Annotated in this window: 1 protein-coding gene; it reads left to right on the top strand. The window is 34.4% G+C overall.

Annotated features, from left to right (window positions below; translation table 11 throughout):
- Positions 1–98 precede the first annotated feature (98 nt).
- Positions 99–19,979, top strand: a complete 19,881-nt coding sequence (locus J2S15_RS02200; protein WP_307405049.1) for a beta strand repeat-containing protein — start codon at positions 99–101, stop codon at positions 19,977–19,979.
- Positions 19,980–20,021: the final 42 nt, after the last annotated feature.

The following is a 20,021-nucleotide window of genomic DNA, read 5'->3' as shown; positions in this document are numbered from 1 at the left end:
ACTTCCTTAAAGTGTTACTTTTTGAGAAAAATAATACGCTATAATTAAAGTAGATATAGGGCTTAGATTCAATTAAAAAAAGAAAAGGAGGTATCGTTATGAGAATACGTAACTTTTTTAAGTTATTGTTATGTCTTGTTGGGGCAGTGCTTTTTTCTTTTGGTTCGATTAATGTTAGTGCCGAAGAAACCAGTACACCACAGCCATCGCCAACTGGTGATACACCAGTAATAACGACACAGGCAGATGTAGCAAATTTCTCACTAGGGGGTACAGAATATGAAACGTTAGAAGCTGTAGCTGATGCATTGAATGACTCTCAAATAACAAATGGAGAAGTAACATTATTGGCTCCAGTTTCAGATGTTGCACATGGTGATTTGAATATTTCAAATGATCAAATCACAAAACTGACAATAGGTCAGACAGTACCTACAGGAACTGCATCTTTTACAAATCTAAATATTAATGGTTTGCAGGATGGAGTTAATGTAACATTGGATACAATAACGGTTACAGGAGTAATAACAATAGAAAATATTTCAGGATTGACTTTAGATGCAAGTACTGCAAAATTCTCTGCAGTATCAGTGAATAATCTAAAGGATACAACTCTGGATTTTTCAGCACGTTCAGGTGCTATAAACTTCGTGTTAGATGGAGATTTAACAGGAACAACTATAAGTGGTGGAGCAGGTAATGATACATTTGCTTTAAACAATGTATTATCTGATGTAACACTAGATGGAAAAGGTGGTACAAACTCACTTATATCTAATATGAGTGGTGCTACAACATTAACATCAGGAGTTATTTCTACTTCTACGACTAATGTTGCGATCGCTAATATTGCAAGTGTAATAAGTACTGCATCAACACAAGCTGTTGTTGCATTACCAGATGAAGCAAACACCGTTGAATTCACAACTGATGGTTCAGGAAATTTGAATTATACAGTTGGTGGAGTAACGTATACGTTACAGGGTATGTCAGATATTAGTATTCAAGGTGGTAGTGTTAATGATGTTATTACATTGAAGGAATTAAATAATTCCGCTATAACTAACTTTAGCGTTGATGGTATGAGTGGTAATGATATCATCAAAGTTGATACATCATTAAACATGCCAAATGCAGATGTGAATTTAAAAGCATCACAGATTGAAGTAAAGGGAATAAACAATACCTCTATTATAAATGTAAAAGCAAATTCTTTGATATTGAATGCAGCACAGAGTGCAACCAGTGCAGGCAGTATTGAGAGTAAAGTAACAATACAGTATGCGAATTTAGAAGCAACAAGTAATATAGAGATTTATGCAAATGGATCTCAGTTAATTGATATTGATTCACAAGGTCCTGCTGTAACTAATGATATTAATACAAAGAGTTCAATTGACTTAGCTGATGTAACATTCAAAGCAAGTAATATTACAGTATCGTCAAAAGCATTATCAGAAATATCTGGAGATGAAACCAAAAGTAAAGTGGTTAACACTGTAAATAACTCTTCTAAAGTTAGTGTATCTGGATCTTCATCATTTAACGCAACCGATAAACTATTGTTTAGTAGTATTAGTGATGTGTTATCTAATGTGAAATCAGGAGCAGGAGCGTTGAATGTATCCTTTGTGGTAAACTCGATTGTTTCTGAAGCGATTCTTGAATTATTCGGAGGACAATTAAGTGCAAAAACAATTGATGTACAAGCAATCAATAATATTACTGCAAGTGCAGTTGTTGATGGTTCCGTTAGTGCAGATGGTGAAAGTGATCCTTCAATAAGTGGTGCATTTGTAGCAATCAATATTATTGAGCAAACGACAAAAGCAGATATAGGCAAGGATGTAAAAATAGGAACAAGTGCAAGCAGTAGGTTAGCTGCGAGTGTGAAAGTAAAAGCTGAATCAACTTTAGACTTAACAACAAAGGCAGCTTCAGTAGGAAGTAAATATGAAGGGCCTGCTAATTCAAGAGTTGAATTGAACGGAATTGTTGATGAGATAACATCACTTTTAAATATAGATATATCAAACGCGTTATCATCAACTCTACAACAAGTATTGGATACAATGAGTAAAGATTCAACCAGTTCACTAACAAATCAGATGGTTGGAGCATTAGCGTTCAACAAAGTTACAATTGATAATAATGCTAGTTATAAAGCAAACACTTATATTACAGATGATTTATCAGTGATTGCAAATGCGAAAATCAAAGCAGATATTAATGCAGATGGAAGTGCAACTACAAAAGTTGAAAATGCATCACTTCCGGTAGGAATTGGAGTAGGTGTATCACTACACATTGTGGACTATACAAATAAAGCTATTCTATCTTCATCAAATGTTGCGGCTAAAAATATTAATGTTATTGCAAATGAAACAACAGATGTGAATGCAAATAACATGAGTGCAAAAGCTGGAATAAACAAAGAAGGTTATGGAATAGGTGGAGCAGTTGGTATTGTAATTTATAATACAACAAGTGAAGCGAAAATAGAAACTACAACAATTGATGCAGCAGGAACAATAACAGTGAAGACAAATGATCTTCATGATATTACCCTTGATATTGATTGTAGTAGTGATAAAGCGGTAGGAGCGGGAGTTGGTCTAATTATATTTGAAGACGTAGCAACATCAAGAATTGATAGTAGCGCAAAAATTAATTCTTCAGCAGCTCTTACATTATTAACAAATAGTATTTCAAAAACAACATTAGACGTAAAATCTGGTGGAGCAGGTGGATTAAGTATTGCACCAGGTGTTGCGATTAATATTAACTTGAATGATATCATTTCTGAATGTTTGGCAAATGTAACAAGCAGTGGAACGGTATCCGTTCAATCAATAAGTAAGAAAACAAGAAAAACAACAAGTGCAAGTAATTTAGTTGATAAAGGTGGAATCGGTGCAACCGTTTCTCTAGTTATTAATATCGATAAAAATACAGCACGTTTAAAAGGAACAACCAAAGCAACCAAAGTTCAGGTACATGCTACATCGCATCATCGAAGTGATGCATATGCAACAGCAAGTCCTGAAGGAGAATCAGACTCCGGGGGCTCAGATACCAAACCAGAAGATTTAGTAAACAAACTCCGTGGAATGGCGGATAAACTAATGGGGAATACAGAAAGTAATTCTCTTGAAAAGAAATTTAGTGCAAACATGTCTACACAAGAAGGCGACATTCAAGTTGCTGGAGCAGTTATTGTAGTATATTTAGAAACAGAGAACAATGCCATTATTGATGCTGGAAGTATTACAGCAGATAGTGTAGAAGTAATCGCTAAAGAAGCAGTAGCTATTTATAACTTTGCAAATGCAAATGTTAGTACTGGAAAAACAGGAGCATCTACAGCAGTTGTTGTCTTTGTAGGAGATATTAAAAACAGTGCAAAGATTCTTGCGGGAGCAACAATAAATACAGGTTCATTAACTGTATCAGCAACTGGTGATACATTAGAAAAAGTAAATGAACTAGCTAAAAAAGATGAAGATGCAAAAACTGTAACAAATGATAAGAATACAATAGCCAATGTAACAACATCAGGAGCGGGTGCTTCTAAGAATACAATTGCTGGAGCGGTTGTATTAGTATTTGCGGATCAGAAATATGTAGCTGATGTTGCAGGTACAGTTACTATTGGAAAAACAGGAACAACAACTACAGCAGTTATATCAGCGGATTTAAAAGAAAGATTCTATTCACGTGGATTCTCTGAAGCAAAATATGTAGCTGGTGGAAATAATAATAGTACGACTGGTAAGAGCAAAGGAATCGCACCTTCATTTGTAATGAATTATTTAGATACAAAAGTAAGTGCATCTTTGTCGGGTAATGGAAGTATTAAATCATTAACAAGTACGAAATCAAATGTTTCAATTAAGGCAACATTTGATTCAAGTATTGATTCAGAAGCTGAAGCAGGATCAGGAGATGGAAAGAAAGCATCTGATTTTGCATTAGATGGGGCAGTTGTATTGAACTTGCTTTCTCGTCAGATTTCAGCAACAACTGCAAAAGATACTATAATTAATGTTAATGGAACAATTAGTGTAGAACAATCTACTCAAAGTACTACTAATGCGAAAGTACATGCAGGTGCAGAAGCAAATGGTACATCAATTGGTATCTCAGTAGCAGTAACTTATTTTAAATCAAAATATGAAGCAATTGTATATGGTTCGCTTACAGCAACTGGAAAACTATCAATTACATCGACAGCAAATACGACAGATATCGTAGAAGCAACAGGTACCAGCAAAGGTGCTAGTGAAGATGATTTCAAGAGTAAGTTCAAAGACTTTGATTTAAAGAAAGTATTAAGTGGAGAACAAAAATTTGGTACTGGTTCATCAACCAAAACAGGTGATAAAGTTTCAGAATTCACAGGTGGAGCAGCTGATCAAAACACAAGTTCATCAATTTTAGGTGCAACAAATGTGAAGACTTCAAATCCTGATACAACTGGACAATCAAAACCAAAAGATGGTGAACAGGTAGCAGTAGCAGGTGCAGTGGCAGTAACGATTTTAAACCATGATGTAATCGCAGCAATGTATGGAACTGCAAAAGCAGCTGGCATTGAAATCAAAGCAACCAATAATAATAACTTTAAGTCATATAATGGCTCAAAAGCTTCTAGTGATGGTAAAGCAATTACATTGAGTGTTGCAGTTGCCATTTTAGGTAGCAAAACTGAAGCATATGGAAATAACATGACATCTACTGGTGATATTACAATATCAGCAGCAGGTAGTTTAAATATGCATGAAGACTTTAAAAACTCAGTAACTTTGTTAGCGGTAGGAATGGCTTCTGTAGCGAAAGAAGGAGATTTAGCATTGGCTGGATCAGTAGCATTCTTAAAGTATTCAAATGCAATAAAAGCAATGATTATGGAAGGTGCAGTTGTAGATACAACAGGTAAAGTGAGTGTAACAGCAACTGAAAATACCAAACTGGCAGCAAAGGCTTGGAATTACGCTGGTGGCGGCGGTGAAGGTGCCGTAGGTATTGGAGCTTCATTCGCAATGATTTATGCATCATCAAGTGTTCAAGCACTTATAGGAAAAGGTTCTACATTAACATTGGATTCTTTATATGTAGAAGCAAAGAGAACACGTATTGATCCAACAGGATTATCGTTTAACTTTGAGTATAAAGAAGGAATGTTTGATGATTATGAGACGTTTGATTATATTAATCTTACAAACTTCTTAGCAGCAAATAATTACTATATTGAAGTAATCGGTGCTAGTAACGCTTCAAAAGGAAGTTTTGCTCTTCAAGGTTCATTTGGAATTTTAATGTTCACAAATACAACGGAGGCAAGTATTGGAGAAGATGTAATTATAAATGCAATAAATGATATTTCAGTAAAAGCAGATAGTGACATAAATGTAAAAGTAATTACAGGTGGAGTAGCGAATTCAAACAGCGTGGGTGTTGGTCTTAACACTGGTACAATCGTTGATGAAAGTACACATATAGCATCAATTGGTAATAGAAGTAAAATTACAACGACTGCTGGTGGTGTAAGTGTATCAGCTTCTTCAAAACAAGATTATCTAGTGATTTCATTAGCGGGTGCAAAAGCAACTGATGTAGGAATCGCAGGTGTTGTGAATGTTATTTTATCTTACAATAAAGTAAATGTAGTAATTGGAAATAATGTATCAATTACAGCGAAGAAAAATATAGAAGTAACTGCAACAAATGAATCTTCATTCAAAGGAATTTCAGTAGGTGCAGTAAAAGGATCAGTTGGTGTAGGTTGTACTGCAGCAGTGATTTTGATTGATAATGAAACAAATGCAACAGTTGGAACAGGGACTACATTGATTACTGATGGAGATATTTCTATAAAGGCACTTTCTAGTGAATACTTAGGATTCATTATAACAAGTGCAGCAGTAGCTGATGATGTAGCAGTTGGACTAAGTGGTGCATATGCACAAATCTTATCAAAAACAATCGCTTCAATAGGAGCGAATACAACAATAAAAGCAAACAACCTTACAGTAGAAGCTGATTCTACTTCTTTCAGTGAATCAATTAATGGTGGAGTGGCAATTGCTGGGACGGTCTCAGTAAGTGGAACAACTACATCAAATGTGATGAGAAAAAGTGTCAAAGCAACTATTGGGAAAGGTATTGTAAATGTTAAGAACAACATTGTAGTAAAAGTAAATAGTGAAGAAAAAATTCTAGCAATTGTAGCAGCAGTTGGTGGAAGCAAGTCAGTAGCGGTACAGGGATCAGTGCCTGTTACGATTATTGAGAATGATGTATTAGCATCTATCGATGGCGAAATAACAGCAGGAAATGACATTACTGTTATTGCTAAAGATAGTGCAAAAGCGGAGGTATACGCCGGGGCCATAGGTGGTTCAGGAACAGTTGCAGTTGGAGCAGCAGTTAACACATTCTATATTCAAGGAAAAGTTGTTGCTCAAATAGGAAGTGGAGCAATTGTTAATACGAAGTCTTTATCAATTTCTGCAACTTCTTCTAATGAATTATTTACAATATTAGTAAGTGGTGTTGCATCAGGAACAGTATCTGTAACAGGAGTTGTGAATACTGTGATTATGACGCAACAAACAAAAGCATATATAAGTGACAGTGCAGCAGTAACTGTATCTGGTGATATCAGCATTCTGGCTGACAGTAATAATAAACTGGAGTGTTGGGTTGGAGCAGCATCAGTTACAGGAACAGTAGCAGTTGGAGCATCTGTAAATACAATTAAACTTGAAAATAAAGTTACTGCAGGTATTGGTAATTCAATAACAATTAATCAGAAAAATAGTAGTGATGTAAGTAATCTTACAATTATAGCAACAGCGAAAGATGACATCTTTACAATGGTTGCTGGAATTGTGGCTTCAGGAGGAGTTTCGGTTTCTGCATCAGCAAATACAATTTTAAATACAACAACAGTTGCAACTATAATTGGAGATAGTTCATCAATTAATTTAAATGGTAGTCTTTATGTTAAGGCGTTCCATGATTTAGTTATGGACTTGAACTTAGGTACGGCAAGTGTGGGTGCTTATGTAGGTGTTGGAACATCAGTACTAGTTGTAGTTAATCAAACAACAATTTCAAATACAGTAGGTAATAAAGCATCAATTACAATGAGTGGGCAAAAGGCTAACAATGGCATTTCAGGGGTTAGTTTCTTAAGTGACACATTAATTGAAATTAAAAGTGTTGTTATTAGTTTAGGTGCGGCTATTGCAGGGATTGCTCCTACAAGTGCAACCTTTGTATTAAGTGGAAAAACATTAAATAGTATTGGTAGTGAAGCAACAATTACTTCAGATAAAAATATCAGTATCAAAGCAAATACAACAACAACGATATTGCCATCAATTGGAGCAGGTGCAGGAGGATTGGTTGGTGTAGGTGCAAGTGTTCTTGTAATCAACAGTAATCGGGTAACATCTTCTATTGTAAATGCATCTTCTACAATAAATGCAAAAGGTACATTATCATTAGCAGCAACAGTATCCAATACATTTACTGGTTCAGCTTCTGGTATTTCAGGAGGTGCAGTAGGTGTTGCTGGTGTTGTAAATGTTATGGTTATTGAAGATACAGTATCAGCAATTGCAAGTCCTACTAGTAAACTAATAGGAACATCAATTAATGTACAAGCAACTGCTAAACAGGTATATGAATTAAATACATACGTAGTTAGTGCTGGTGGTGTAGGCGTATCAGCAGCGAATGCAACAATTACATTTAAATCAACAATTACTGCAGCAATTTCAAATGCAGAAGCAACAGGTAATATTAATGTACTAACCAGTGCAGTTGAAAACATTACTACTCAAATTGTTGGTGGAGCAGCAGGTGCAGTAGGTGTTGGTGGATCAGTAGCTGTTATTATTTCAAATAATACAATGAACAGTTATATTGCAGGTGCATCGACTGTAACAAGTGGTGGAAACATCAGTGTGAAAGCTACGGACTCATTAAATATCGATAACAGTGTTGCGGCTATAAGTGCTGGTGGAGTTGCAGTTGGAGCAGGAGTAAGTGTAATACTTGTTCAAAATACTATTGCAGCATATATTGGAAATTTAGCAAAAGTAACTGCAACAAACTCGATAACAGTGGAAGCAACACTTAACCGAGTAGTCTCATTAAAGGCATTAGCAGCATCAGGAGGATACGTTAGTGCTGGAGGTACAGTTAGTGTTGTTAGTCTTGGAATCAGCAATGATCAAACGATGAATGAAGCATCTAAAAAAGATGTAACAGTAACGAACGATAATGTACAACTAGCATTAGGGAAAACAAAAATATCAATCGAATCAAGTAATTACGATGATGATATGAAAGCGATTCTTGATGAAACAAATACATTACTTGATGGAGTTCAAGTAGACCTACTTGCATATTTAGATGGAACTCAAGAAAGTAATAAAGATAAAACAAGTGCATATATAGGAAGTGGAGCGAATGTTTCTGCTAAAAACATAACTGTAAATGCACAAGAATCAAATAAAATCGATATACAATCTGCAGCTGCATCAATAGGAGCAGCTGGAGCAGGTGCAAGTGTATTAGTTTTAAAACATGGAAGCTATATTCAAGCATATGTTGGAAGCAGTGCTAATTTAAATGCGAGTGAAGACATTAGTGTTTCAGCATCAGCAAAACAACAAGAATATACAATTAATTCAATTGCAGGAAGTGCAGCATTATCCTTAAGTTTAGGTGCTTCTGTGGTATATCTGGATCTTAGAGGAACCGTAAATGCATATTTAGGTGAATCAGTAACAGTAGATAAAGTAAGAAATCTATCTGTCTTGGCAAGTGCAAATTATGTACTTAAAACATATGCACTTGGAGCAGCAGTTGGATTAACCGGAGGAGCAGCAGGTGTTAGTGATTTAAATATTAATTTGGCTATGAACATTACAGCATCAATTAATAATAAAGTTACAATTAATCAGGCAAATGATATTAAAGTTCATGCAGAGCTTGTTAGTGATTTAATAGCAAAAGTACGCGCGAGTGCAGCCGGTTTGGTTGGAACAGGACAAGCAGCAGTACTTACAATAAACTTAAAACCTACAGTAGCAGCAGAAATTGGGAATTATCTAACAATTACTAAGAGTAATAGCATTAGTACATTTGCTGATGCTGATGTGAAACTGGATGCAAAAATTGAAGGAATTTCCTTAGCAGGTGGTATAAGTGGAGGAGCATCTGTATTATCTATTAACAATACAGCAAATATAAGCTCTAAAATTGGCACTGGTGGAACTATCAACAGTGGAACTATTGATATCTATAGTTGTTATAACGCTAATAAAGATGGAACAGTTAAAACAGATCGTTTTAAAGTTGATGTTTCATCAGTAAGTGGAGCACTCTATGGCAGTGTAAATGGTCTTGAAGTAACAATTGATGATTCATTAACAATGAAAACTTCATTAGGTTCTACTATTAAAGCGGCAAACGTAACTGTAAAGAGTGTCTCATCATCAATGATGGATGTTACGGCATCGGGATTTAGTGCAGGAGGAGTATCTGCAAATGCAATCATGGTTACAATTAATTCTAAACAATATGTAACTACAGAAACCGCATCAGGTGCAAATATTACTGCATCATCATTATTAGTTGCATCAGAAGTGTTTGCAAAATTAGTAGTGGCAGCAATAGGAACAAGTGGTGGAGCACTTACTGCAGGAGGAGTTGTTGCTACAGTAAATCTAAAACCAACAATTACAACACAAATAGGGACTTCAAATACAATTGAAACAACAGGTGACATAAATGTGAGAACAACTTACAATGTTCGAAATGGTGTAATTCAAGAAGGTATCTTATTGAGTGGTAATAATGCTGGAGGAGGAGCAATCGTAATTGCAGTTTCACAATTTACAGCAAATCATGAAGCAGTAATATCTACATTAGTTGGAAATAACTCAAAAGTTACATCAACAAATGGAGATGTAAATATACTTACATATGCTGGACTTCACGCAAGTGTAATAGCTACAACTAAGAGTTATGGTGCTGGTACTGGTAGCAGTATTAAAGCTATATCAAATGTAAAAGGTACAATTACAACTGCTATAGACGATAATGTAACAATTAAGGCGAATACAATTCGTGTAAAAAATTATGTATATGGCAAAGCATATGGAGAAGTTACTGGAGCAAACTATGGAGCAGTAAGTGTTGGAAGTAGTGAAGTTAATGTTACACTTGGTCCTACAATTATAACAAGAACAGGAACAACTGCTAAATTAACAGCAACGAAAGATATTCAGTTAGTTGGATACTATAATATGAAGACAACTACTGCAACTACTGATAATCCAGCAAATGGAGCAGAAGGTAATCTGGCAGTTATACCAGATACTTCATTAGGTGCAATTGCCAAAGGTTCAGGATCTAGTGGTAATTTAGTAGGAGTAATTGGAACACAAATTACAGTGAACCACTCTACAAATATTCAAACCATTATAAAAGCAAATGGACAACTAATTGCAGGAAATAGTATCTTTACCTATGCTTATGCAGCAATTAAAAATACTCCTGAATTAAAGAGTGATTCAGGTGGAATAGTCAGTATTGGAGCAAATCAAGTTTCATCAGTAATTGATGTGACAACAGCTATAAAAGTTGAAAATACAACACTTCAAGCGGAGGGTTCGATACAGTTAGTTGCTTATGCAGATATTAGTGCGGCAGTCGAAACAAGACAATCATCTGATGGATTAGTGAATGCTGGAGCACCAAATAAAGCGACTAATAATATAACTTCAAAAACAACAGTTGAAGTAGGTAATGCGACGCTAAAAGCAAAAGATAGTATTTCAATGAGTGCTAGTACAAATATTGCTAGTACTACAACAAGTACAGGTAAGAGTTCAGGTGGAGTTGCCATTGGTGAATCACTTGCAACTTCTACAATTAACTCATTAACGAAGGTTATTATAGGAAGTGCAACAATAACAGCAGATGAAGATATATCAGTTGTTGCAGTTGAAACTATAAAAGTAACAGCAACAAGTTTAGCATCTGAGGGAACATCAATTCTTGGAAGCTCAAAAGGTGCAACTACGACGATTAATGTTACAGATAATATCGGTATTGAAATTGGAAGTAGTGCAACAATAACAGCGAAAAACTTGATGTTGTTATCTGCACCAATGATTGATATTAACGGATATGCAAAAGCAAATAATGGTGGAATTGTAGCGCTTGGTGCAATATCTACAGATGTTATCCTGAATTTAACAAATAAAATTACTGTTGGTAATTTAACCGTATTAACAGCATCAAATGATTTAGTGATTAGTGCATTAACTGATTTGAATATAAAAGTTGATGGTACTGGTGGTTCATCAGGAGTGTTTACAAAAGCAAATATTCAAAACAAGATTGCAATCAGTAAAGCAGAAACAAGTATTACGTTTGCTAACAACAATACAGTGGAAGCAGGTAATACACTAAAGATTGAAGCAGGAACATCAATAGTTGCTAATGTTCAAGCAGTAATAACTGGTTCGAACGGTTTAGCAGCTCATGGTAATGTTGCTTATGCAACAATCTCTGCAACAATTAATAATGCAGTTAACCTGGGAACTGGTGGAACGTATAAAGGAACGAATATTTATATTATTTCTGATATTTCTAAATTAAGTCTTATCGCATTTGCGAAGAGTACAAGTTATACAGCAAGTTCAACAACAGATATTAAATCAGAGATTAATGTAACTGCAAATACTTCAGTTACATCAACTAATGCAAACATATCAGCAATGAAAATACTAAAAATCTATGCATTAATTAGTGATTTCAAGATGAATGCGAAAACAGATGCTACAATTGCTGGAGTAACTGGTTCTATAAAAGCTAGATCAATTGCAAATGCAACGATTAAAGCGACAATTTCAGTTCTTGGTAATGATTCAGTCTTATCAGCAAATGATATTGAAATTAAGGCTTCATCGCCAATCAATACAAACCAGGTAAGTGAACTTAACAATAAAACAAAAGTTGATACGGTTGTTGAATACATTCTGGTAGCGGTTCGTAAAACGATGGAAGTTGTAGAAAAAGTAACTGACAAAATTGTAAAATGGCTTCCATGGCCATTCAATAAGATTGTGAAGTGGATAGTTAAAACGGTAGTTAAAGTAGTAGAATACTTTGTAGATGAATTAATCCCTAAGGTATTAAATAGTGATATTGATACCAAGGAAACAAATAATTATAATCGTGTGAATACAGTTACCTTGAATGGTTCAATCTATTATGGATCAAGTGTACCAATTCAAATCACAATTGATGTAAATGGTAATGTAACATCTACAACTGGAGCAACATCGTATAAAGATGCAAATGGAAATATTCATATTACTTCTTTTGGTAATCTAGGGACAGGTTCATTGATTATTACATCTTATGCAGGATTAGTAGAGGGTAATATTACAATCTATCGTAATTCAAGTATTGAGAAAGTAGAAATCATCAATAATTCAAACTATAATGTTTATCTAGATACTATATCATTTAATGATGAAACAATGGAAAATCCTGAACACGTTATTACTGCAAAGGATATTACATTGGAAGTAAAATATGAAATGGTTGGTAATGGAGTTACTATTGTTAATATTAAGAGTATGTATGGTGGAGACATTGTTTTCAATGGATACTTTGAATTACTAAATGGAATCCTACAATTAGAAACAAATGCAGCAGTTAGAACTACTGGAGATGCATTCCTAGTATTTAAAGGATTAGAAATTTTAGGTGCTGATAAAGTAGGTAGTGCGAATGAGCGTTTTATCATATACTTTATTGATGAAGGAGATGAGGACGCATACATTAAAATCAAAGCAAGTGATGTATATCTTTCAGTTGCGGGATTAGATTATGTAAGTTTAGGTAATCAAGAATTCCCACAAACAAATCTAAAGGTTAAATTCAAAGAAGTAATTGTTACAGGAGCATTTAATCTTCGTACATTAGCGACAATGTATATAGATAATGTTGAAACTAGTGAATATGGGCAACAAAAATTGAAACCTATATATAGTGATAAATTAGAAGAGATTTGGGAGTATGATGAGAATAAAGGTGGATATGTATTCGTAGAAATGGGTTACAAAATTATTGACTATGAAGTAATAGATGAATTTGGTAATAGTCAAACGTCTAAAACGAAGGAAGTTGACTTAGATGTAATCTTTGATGGTTCGTTTACAGCAAAAGAAACTTATATGAATATTGGTGATGACCATTATATCTTTACAACTGCAGGTTCACTTGCAAGTGATAAAGTAACAATGATTACAACTGGTACATTATCAACTTCTAAAACAACTGGAGTTGACATAACTACAAAAGATTTAACTATTATAATTGATGGAAATACTGGAACTGTATTAAACCCAATAAGAACATCAATTGATAATCTAACAGCAACAAGTGATGCTAAAGTTTATTTAGTAAACAGTAAAGCATTAACAGTGAAAGATTTAAAAGCAGAAGAAGCTGTTCTTACAGCCAAAAAACTAACAATTGATAAAACAACGGCAGAAAGACTTGAATTACATTCTGATTCAACAATCAATGCTACATTAAGTGTTGATAAACTATTTGCCTTAGCAAAAGCGAATATTGTTGCTGTAAACGATAAAGCATTAGTAGTAGAAAGTTTAACAACTGATGCAAATATTCAATTAACAGCAGCAGGGAACATTTCAGGTGATGTAACTAGTACTTATCACCTAAAAGGAAAAGAACTTGTAGTTAGTTCAACAACTGGAACCGTTGGAAGTAAAGCAACACCATTGAAATTATATTTATTAAGTAATGGATTTGTTGATATAACTGCAGAATCTGGAGTATCAGTTGAAGAAGTGAATGATGATTTAATCATCAAGAATATAGTTGTAATTGATGGTGACGTATATGCAAAAGCTAAAGCAGGAATATATGGCTATGTAAATGCAACGAATATTTATGCTAAGAATATTGAACTTGAAGCTACTGAGGATATTGGTACTTCAGCGAAGTATCTTGGTATAAGTCAAAGTAGTGGAAAATTAAAAGTTACAACACTAGGTGATATTTATATCAACAGCATCAATGGTTTATTATTGGATGACATCAGTGCAAATAATATTTATTTAAAAGCACAAGATAGTACTCAAATGATTAATCAAGCTGTAGTTCGTGGAAACAATACAATCCTTACAAGTGTAAATGGAAGTATTGGGGTAGATGGTGCTCATGTAGTATTAGATATAACAGGAACATTACATGCAACTGCTAAAGATAATGTGTATGTAACACATACAGGAACATTAAAGTTAGATAAAGTAACAGCAGGAGCAACAGTGAAACTGGTAGCAGATACAATCACTAGTACAAGTAAACCAGCAATTAGCGCAGAAAGTGCAATCCTAGAAACAACAAACAATATTGGTAGCGTAAGTGAACGCTTATATATGACAGTGAATAACCTGACAGTACAAGCAAGTGATGCTTATGTATCAAACACTAAATCACTGAATATGACTGGAAATAGTAATGTTCTTGGATTGCTAGATGTAGAAGTGAGTGGAGACTTAACTGGAGCAGCAAATCACTTGATTACTGCGAACAAGTTAAAAGCAACTGCAACTTCGCTAGGAAGTGCTACAACACCAATAAACTTATCTGTAAGTCGTTTAGAAGTTGATGCAACTGGATCAGTTTACTTCATAAATGATGCAAGTAAAGATTTAAGAATTGAAAAGATTCATGCAGATACAGTAGAAATGACAACAGGAACAGTAGTAGCAGATGATATCACTGCAAATGCACTGAACGGTGTAAGTAGTGGAAGTATGAACTTACAAACAACAGTAAGTGAAGTGCAATTAGAAGCAGTAGATTCAATTACTCTAACAAACTCAAAAGATATAGTAATCAATACAATCAAGAGTGGTAAAGATGTAACAATTACAAATGATGGTATGGTTAATGCGAAGAGTGGTGTAGTGAACATTGATTCTAAGAATGCAACAATTAATGCATCAAGTGGAATTGGTGAAATTGGATCATATGTACAGTTAAATGTAAGTGAGAACTTAAATGTATCTGCAGTTAATGATGTATATCTACACGAAAGTGCAAACAATATGAATATTGGAAGTATTAAAACGAGTGGGGATGTATATCTGAAAGCAGATAAATCAATTGTGAATAGAAGTAGTGGAAACAGTATTGAAGCACACCATGCAACATTAGTGACAGGTGGAAGTATTGGAGAAGCAATAAACCTATTAACAATGGATTTAACTGGAGTACTAAAAGCGGATGGAACAACAGGTGTGTATATTGAAGAAACATCTGGTGACATGAACATAGCAAGTGTAAATGGACATACAGGAAATGTAATTCTGAAATCAAATGAATCAATCTATGGAAATGGAAATCAAACGCATATAACAGGAAACAATATTAATTTAAGCAGTAACGCACAAATAGGAACAGATGCAAATAGAGTAACTGTAAACCAAACAGGAACTGGTGTTTTAACTGTAAGTGCAAAAGCAAATGTTTACTTGCATGCAATAAATAGTATTAAGGTTGGTAATATTACAACGGATAATGATATTTACTTAAGCGCAGATCAAGATATAACAGCTGATATGCAAGCATATAACTTAAAGGGTATGAATGTTGTACTAGATAGTTATGGTGGAAGTATTGGAGCAGATGGTGCTCATGTAGTATTAGATACAACAGGAACACTACAAGCAACTGCTAAGGGCAACGTGTATGTAACACATACAGGTGCATTAAAGCTAGATAAAGTAACAGCAGGTTCTACAGTGAAACTGGTAGCAGATACAATCACAAGTACAAGCAAACCAGCAATTAACGCAGATAGCGCAGTTCTTGAAGCTACAAACAATATTGGTAGTGTAACTGAACGTCTATACATGACAGTAAATAACCTGACAGTACAAGCAAGCGATGCTTATGTATCAAACAGCAAATCACTGAATATGACTGGTAACAGCAATGTTCTTGGATTGTTGGATGTAGAAGTAGCAGGAAACTTAACTGGAGTAGCAAATCACTTGATTACTGCGAATAAGTTAAAAGCAACTGCAACTTCGCTAGGAGGTGCTGCAACACCAATGAACTTATCTGTAAGTCGTCTAGAAGTCGATGCAACTGGATCAGTTTACTTCATAAATGATGCAAGTAAAGACTTAAGAGTTGAAAAGATTCATGCAACTGCAGTAGAAATGACAACTGGAAATGTAGTAGCAGATGATATTGCTGCGAATACATTAAAAGGTGTAAGCAGTGGAAGTATTAACTTACAGACAACAATTAGTGAAGTACAATTAGAAGCGAAAGATTCAATTACTCTAACAAACTCAAAAGATGTAGTAATCAATACAATCAAGAGTGGTAAGGATGTAACAATCACAAATGATGGTATGGTTAATGCGAAGAGTGGAGTAGTAAATATTGCTTCTAAGAATGCAACAATCAATACTACAAAAGGTATTGGAAGTTCAAGTACTTATATGAAGTTAAATGTAAGTGGAAACTTAAATGTTAAAGCAGTTAATGATGTATATCTACATGAAAGTGTAAACAATATGAATATTGGAAGCATCAAAACAAGTGGAGATGTATATCTGAAAGCAGACAAGTCAATTGTGAATAGAAGTAGTGGAAACAGTATTGAAGCAGTTAATGCAACATTAGTGGCTAGCGGAAGTATTGGAGAAGCAACAAAACTATTGACAATGGATTTAACTGGAGTGCTGAAAGCGGATGGAACAACAGGTGTGTATATTGAAGAAACATCTGGTGACATGAACATAGCAAGTGTAAATGGACATACAGGAAATGTAGTCCTGAAATCAAATGCATCAATCTATGGAAGTGGAAACCAAGCGCATATAACAGGAAACAATATTAATTTAAGCAGTAAAGCGCAAATAGGAACAGATACAAATAGAGTAACTGTAAACCAAACAGGAACAGGTATCTTAAATGCAACTGCAAAAGCAAATGTTTACTTGCATGCAATAAATAGTATTAAGGTTGGTAATATTACAACGGATAAAGATATTTACTTAAGTGCAAATAAAGATATTGATGCAAATACACAAGCAATTAACTTAAAGGCTGCAAATGTAACATTAAACAGTATAAGTGGTAGTGTTGGTAGTGCGGCAAATACTATGAAGTTAATTGTTCCTGGAACAATTAGTGCAACAGCAGCAAACAATGTCTACTTGTCTCATAGTGGAAGTGATATGAACATCTACAAGATTGTGGCAGGTAAAGTAGTAAGTTTAACTACTACTGGAAACATCTTAGCGAAGATGCAACCAACAATTACCGCAGATCAGGTAATCTTGAATGCAGGTAAGAATGTTGGAACAGCTACTGATCGATTTATATTAAATACTAACAAATTAGCAATTAGTGCTGATAATGCGTATATTACAAACTTAAAGAGTTTACAAATGTATGGCTCTGGTAGTGTGAACAACGTATTAGACCTATATGTAAAAGGTGATGTAAGTGCAGCAACCAATACAAAAGTTGAAGCTACTACACTTAACATAGTTGCTGATGGCAATGTAGGTGGTACACAACCACTTCAAACAAGTGTAAAAACAATCAGTGTAAAAGCAAAAGACTATATCTCTATTGTTAATGATGCGACGAAAAACTTACTTGTAAGTGGAATGAACAGCAATGAATCAATCAAGATAAACAGTGGAAACATTACAGTGAATAGTTTAAGAACTAATAGCTTCAACCTGACAAGTACAGGCAATGCAACTGTGAATTCAGCAGTTAACAAGTTAAACATGACTGTAAATGGAACTGCAGTTTATACAAATAGTAAAGGCTTAACAGTAGAAAAGATTACAGTTGGAAATGCATTGACGTTAGTAGTGAATGGAAGCATTTATGCAAATGGCAATACATTAGTAGAAGGTTCAACAATGAATATTTCTGCGAGTGGAAATATAGGTAATGCAAATGCATGGCTGAGACTTCGCTCAAGAGTTGGAGGATATTTAAACCTTAGTGCACAAAACTATATGTATGTAGAAGATCTGGCAAATATGAATATTCAAAGTGCTAGAGCGAATGCAGTATATCTAAAAGCAGCTGGATCAATTAATGGAACTTCTTTAAGTTCACCAGTGATTCATGCGGATGCATTAGGTTTACAGGCAGCACAAATTGGTCAAAGTATTCAAAGTAAATTGTTTGTGAATGTGAATACGGTAAGTGCAAATGCTAGTGGAGATATTTATTTGAAGAATGCCAAAGGATTAGTAATTAATTCAATGACAACTCCAGCAAGTATGTACTTGGAAGCAACGTCAATTATCGCAAACAATATTACAGGAGCATATTTGAATGCAACTGTTAATGGTGCATTACAACTTAACTCAAGTGTAAGTAGAATGCAGCTAAGTGCTTCTTCAATTGTGATAAACAACAGTAGAAGTCTGGAAATTGAAAATAGTAAAGCAAATTCAATAAATCTTACGAATAATGGAAATGTAACAACACAAGGACGTATAAGTGCAAATACAATTGATTTCAATGTTCAAGGATCAGCAACACTGCTGGTAACTACAGATACAATCAGTGGTAGTGCAACTGGAAATCTAAGAATAGACAACAGTAAATCAATGACAATAAGTGCTAATACAAACTTAAAGACAGGTGGTAACTTAGATATTACTACTGCAGGTAAACTAACAGTGGATAAGACTGCACAATTACATGCAAGCAATATTACATTAACATCTTCGTTAAGTGATGGATTATATCTATATGGTACGTTATATGCAAATAAAACGACATTATATGCAGGTAAAACAAATGAATATAATCTTGATGAAAATGCAGGAAGCATTACAATTCACTCAAGAGTCTCTGACAGTACACATAAGATTACATTACTTTCTCTTGCGGATACATTTGCATTTGTTGGAAGTAGTGGAAAAGATAATGTGAATGTAGATATAGGTAAATTAAAAGCAACAAGTTCAAAGCAACTTTCATTTGATGGAAATGGTGGTAACGATAAATTAGAACTTAACTTATCAGCTGCTGGAGCTAAGAATGAATATACAATTAAGAATATTAATGATTTAGTACTTACTGGACAATCTAGTAATGATACATATCAGTTGAACAGCAATAAGTTTACTTATGATCAAGGCAAAGGTGCAGATACTTACAATGTATCAAACATTGGAAAAGTAACATTCAATGCAGTAGGTGGAAACAATACGTTTACATTCATTGATACATTTGCACAAACGGAGATTCTTGGTGGTAATGGTAACAATACATTCTATATTGGAATCATTGTAAATGATGCAAAGAATGCAACATCTACAACTGAAGGTTACCTATCAAGGGGAACAAGTCATGCTACATCAATCAAAGATGGTAGTGGAGATAGTTTATATCGTATCTACTCAACGAAAGGCGAGTTAGTAATTGATGCAGGTAAAGGAAGTGATCGCTTTATTGTAAAAGCATTTATTACCTTTGCATCAAATGGATCTCTGATTCCATATAAGAATGCAGCAATGATATTCCATGGTGATAAAAATGATATCGTAGAAATTATCAAATCAGCATTATTTGATGATATCTCATTTGATGGATCTATAATTAGTGGTCCTGGTATCAATATTACATTACATGGTATTGAAAACGTTGATATCCAAGAATTTAGTGAAGCTCATAATGCAACTGCAAGTATAGCAACATTTGATTATATCTTGTTTAACTTTGAGCAGTTACATCAAAGAGGAATTATGATTCCATTAGTGATTGGATTATTACTTCTGTTAGCAGCAGGTGGATTCCTGATTTATAACAGAAAGAAAAAGCGTAAAGCGATAGCGAATGCATCGTAAAGAATAAAACACTCGAAAAAAGTGTAAAAGGAGAGCTAGCGA

The sequence above is a fragment of the Breznakia pachnodae genome (assembly GCF_030814225.1).
Lineage (GTDB): Bacteria > Bacillota_I > Bacilli_A > Erysipelotrichales > Erysipelotrichaceae > Breznakia > Breznakia pachnodae.
Note: the sequence above shows the minus strand (reverse complement) of the source record. Positions and strands in the feature narration are given on the sequence as shown.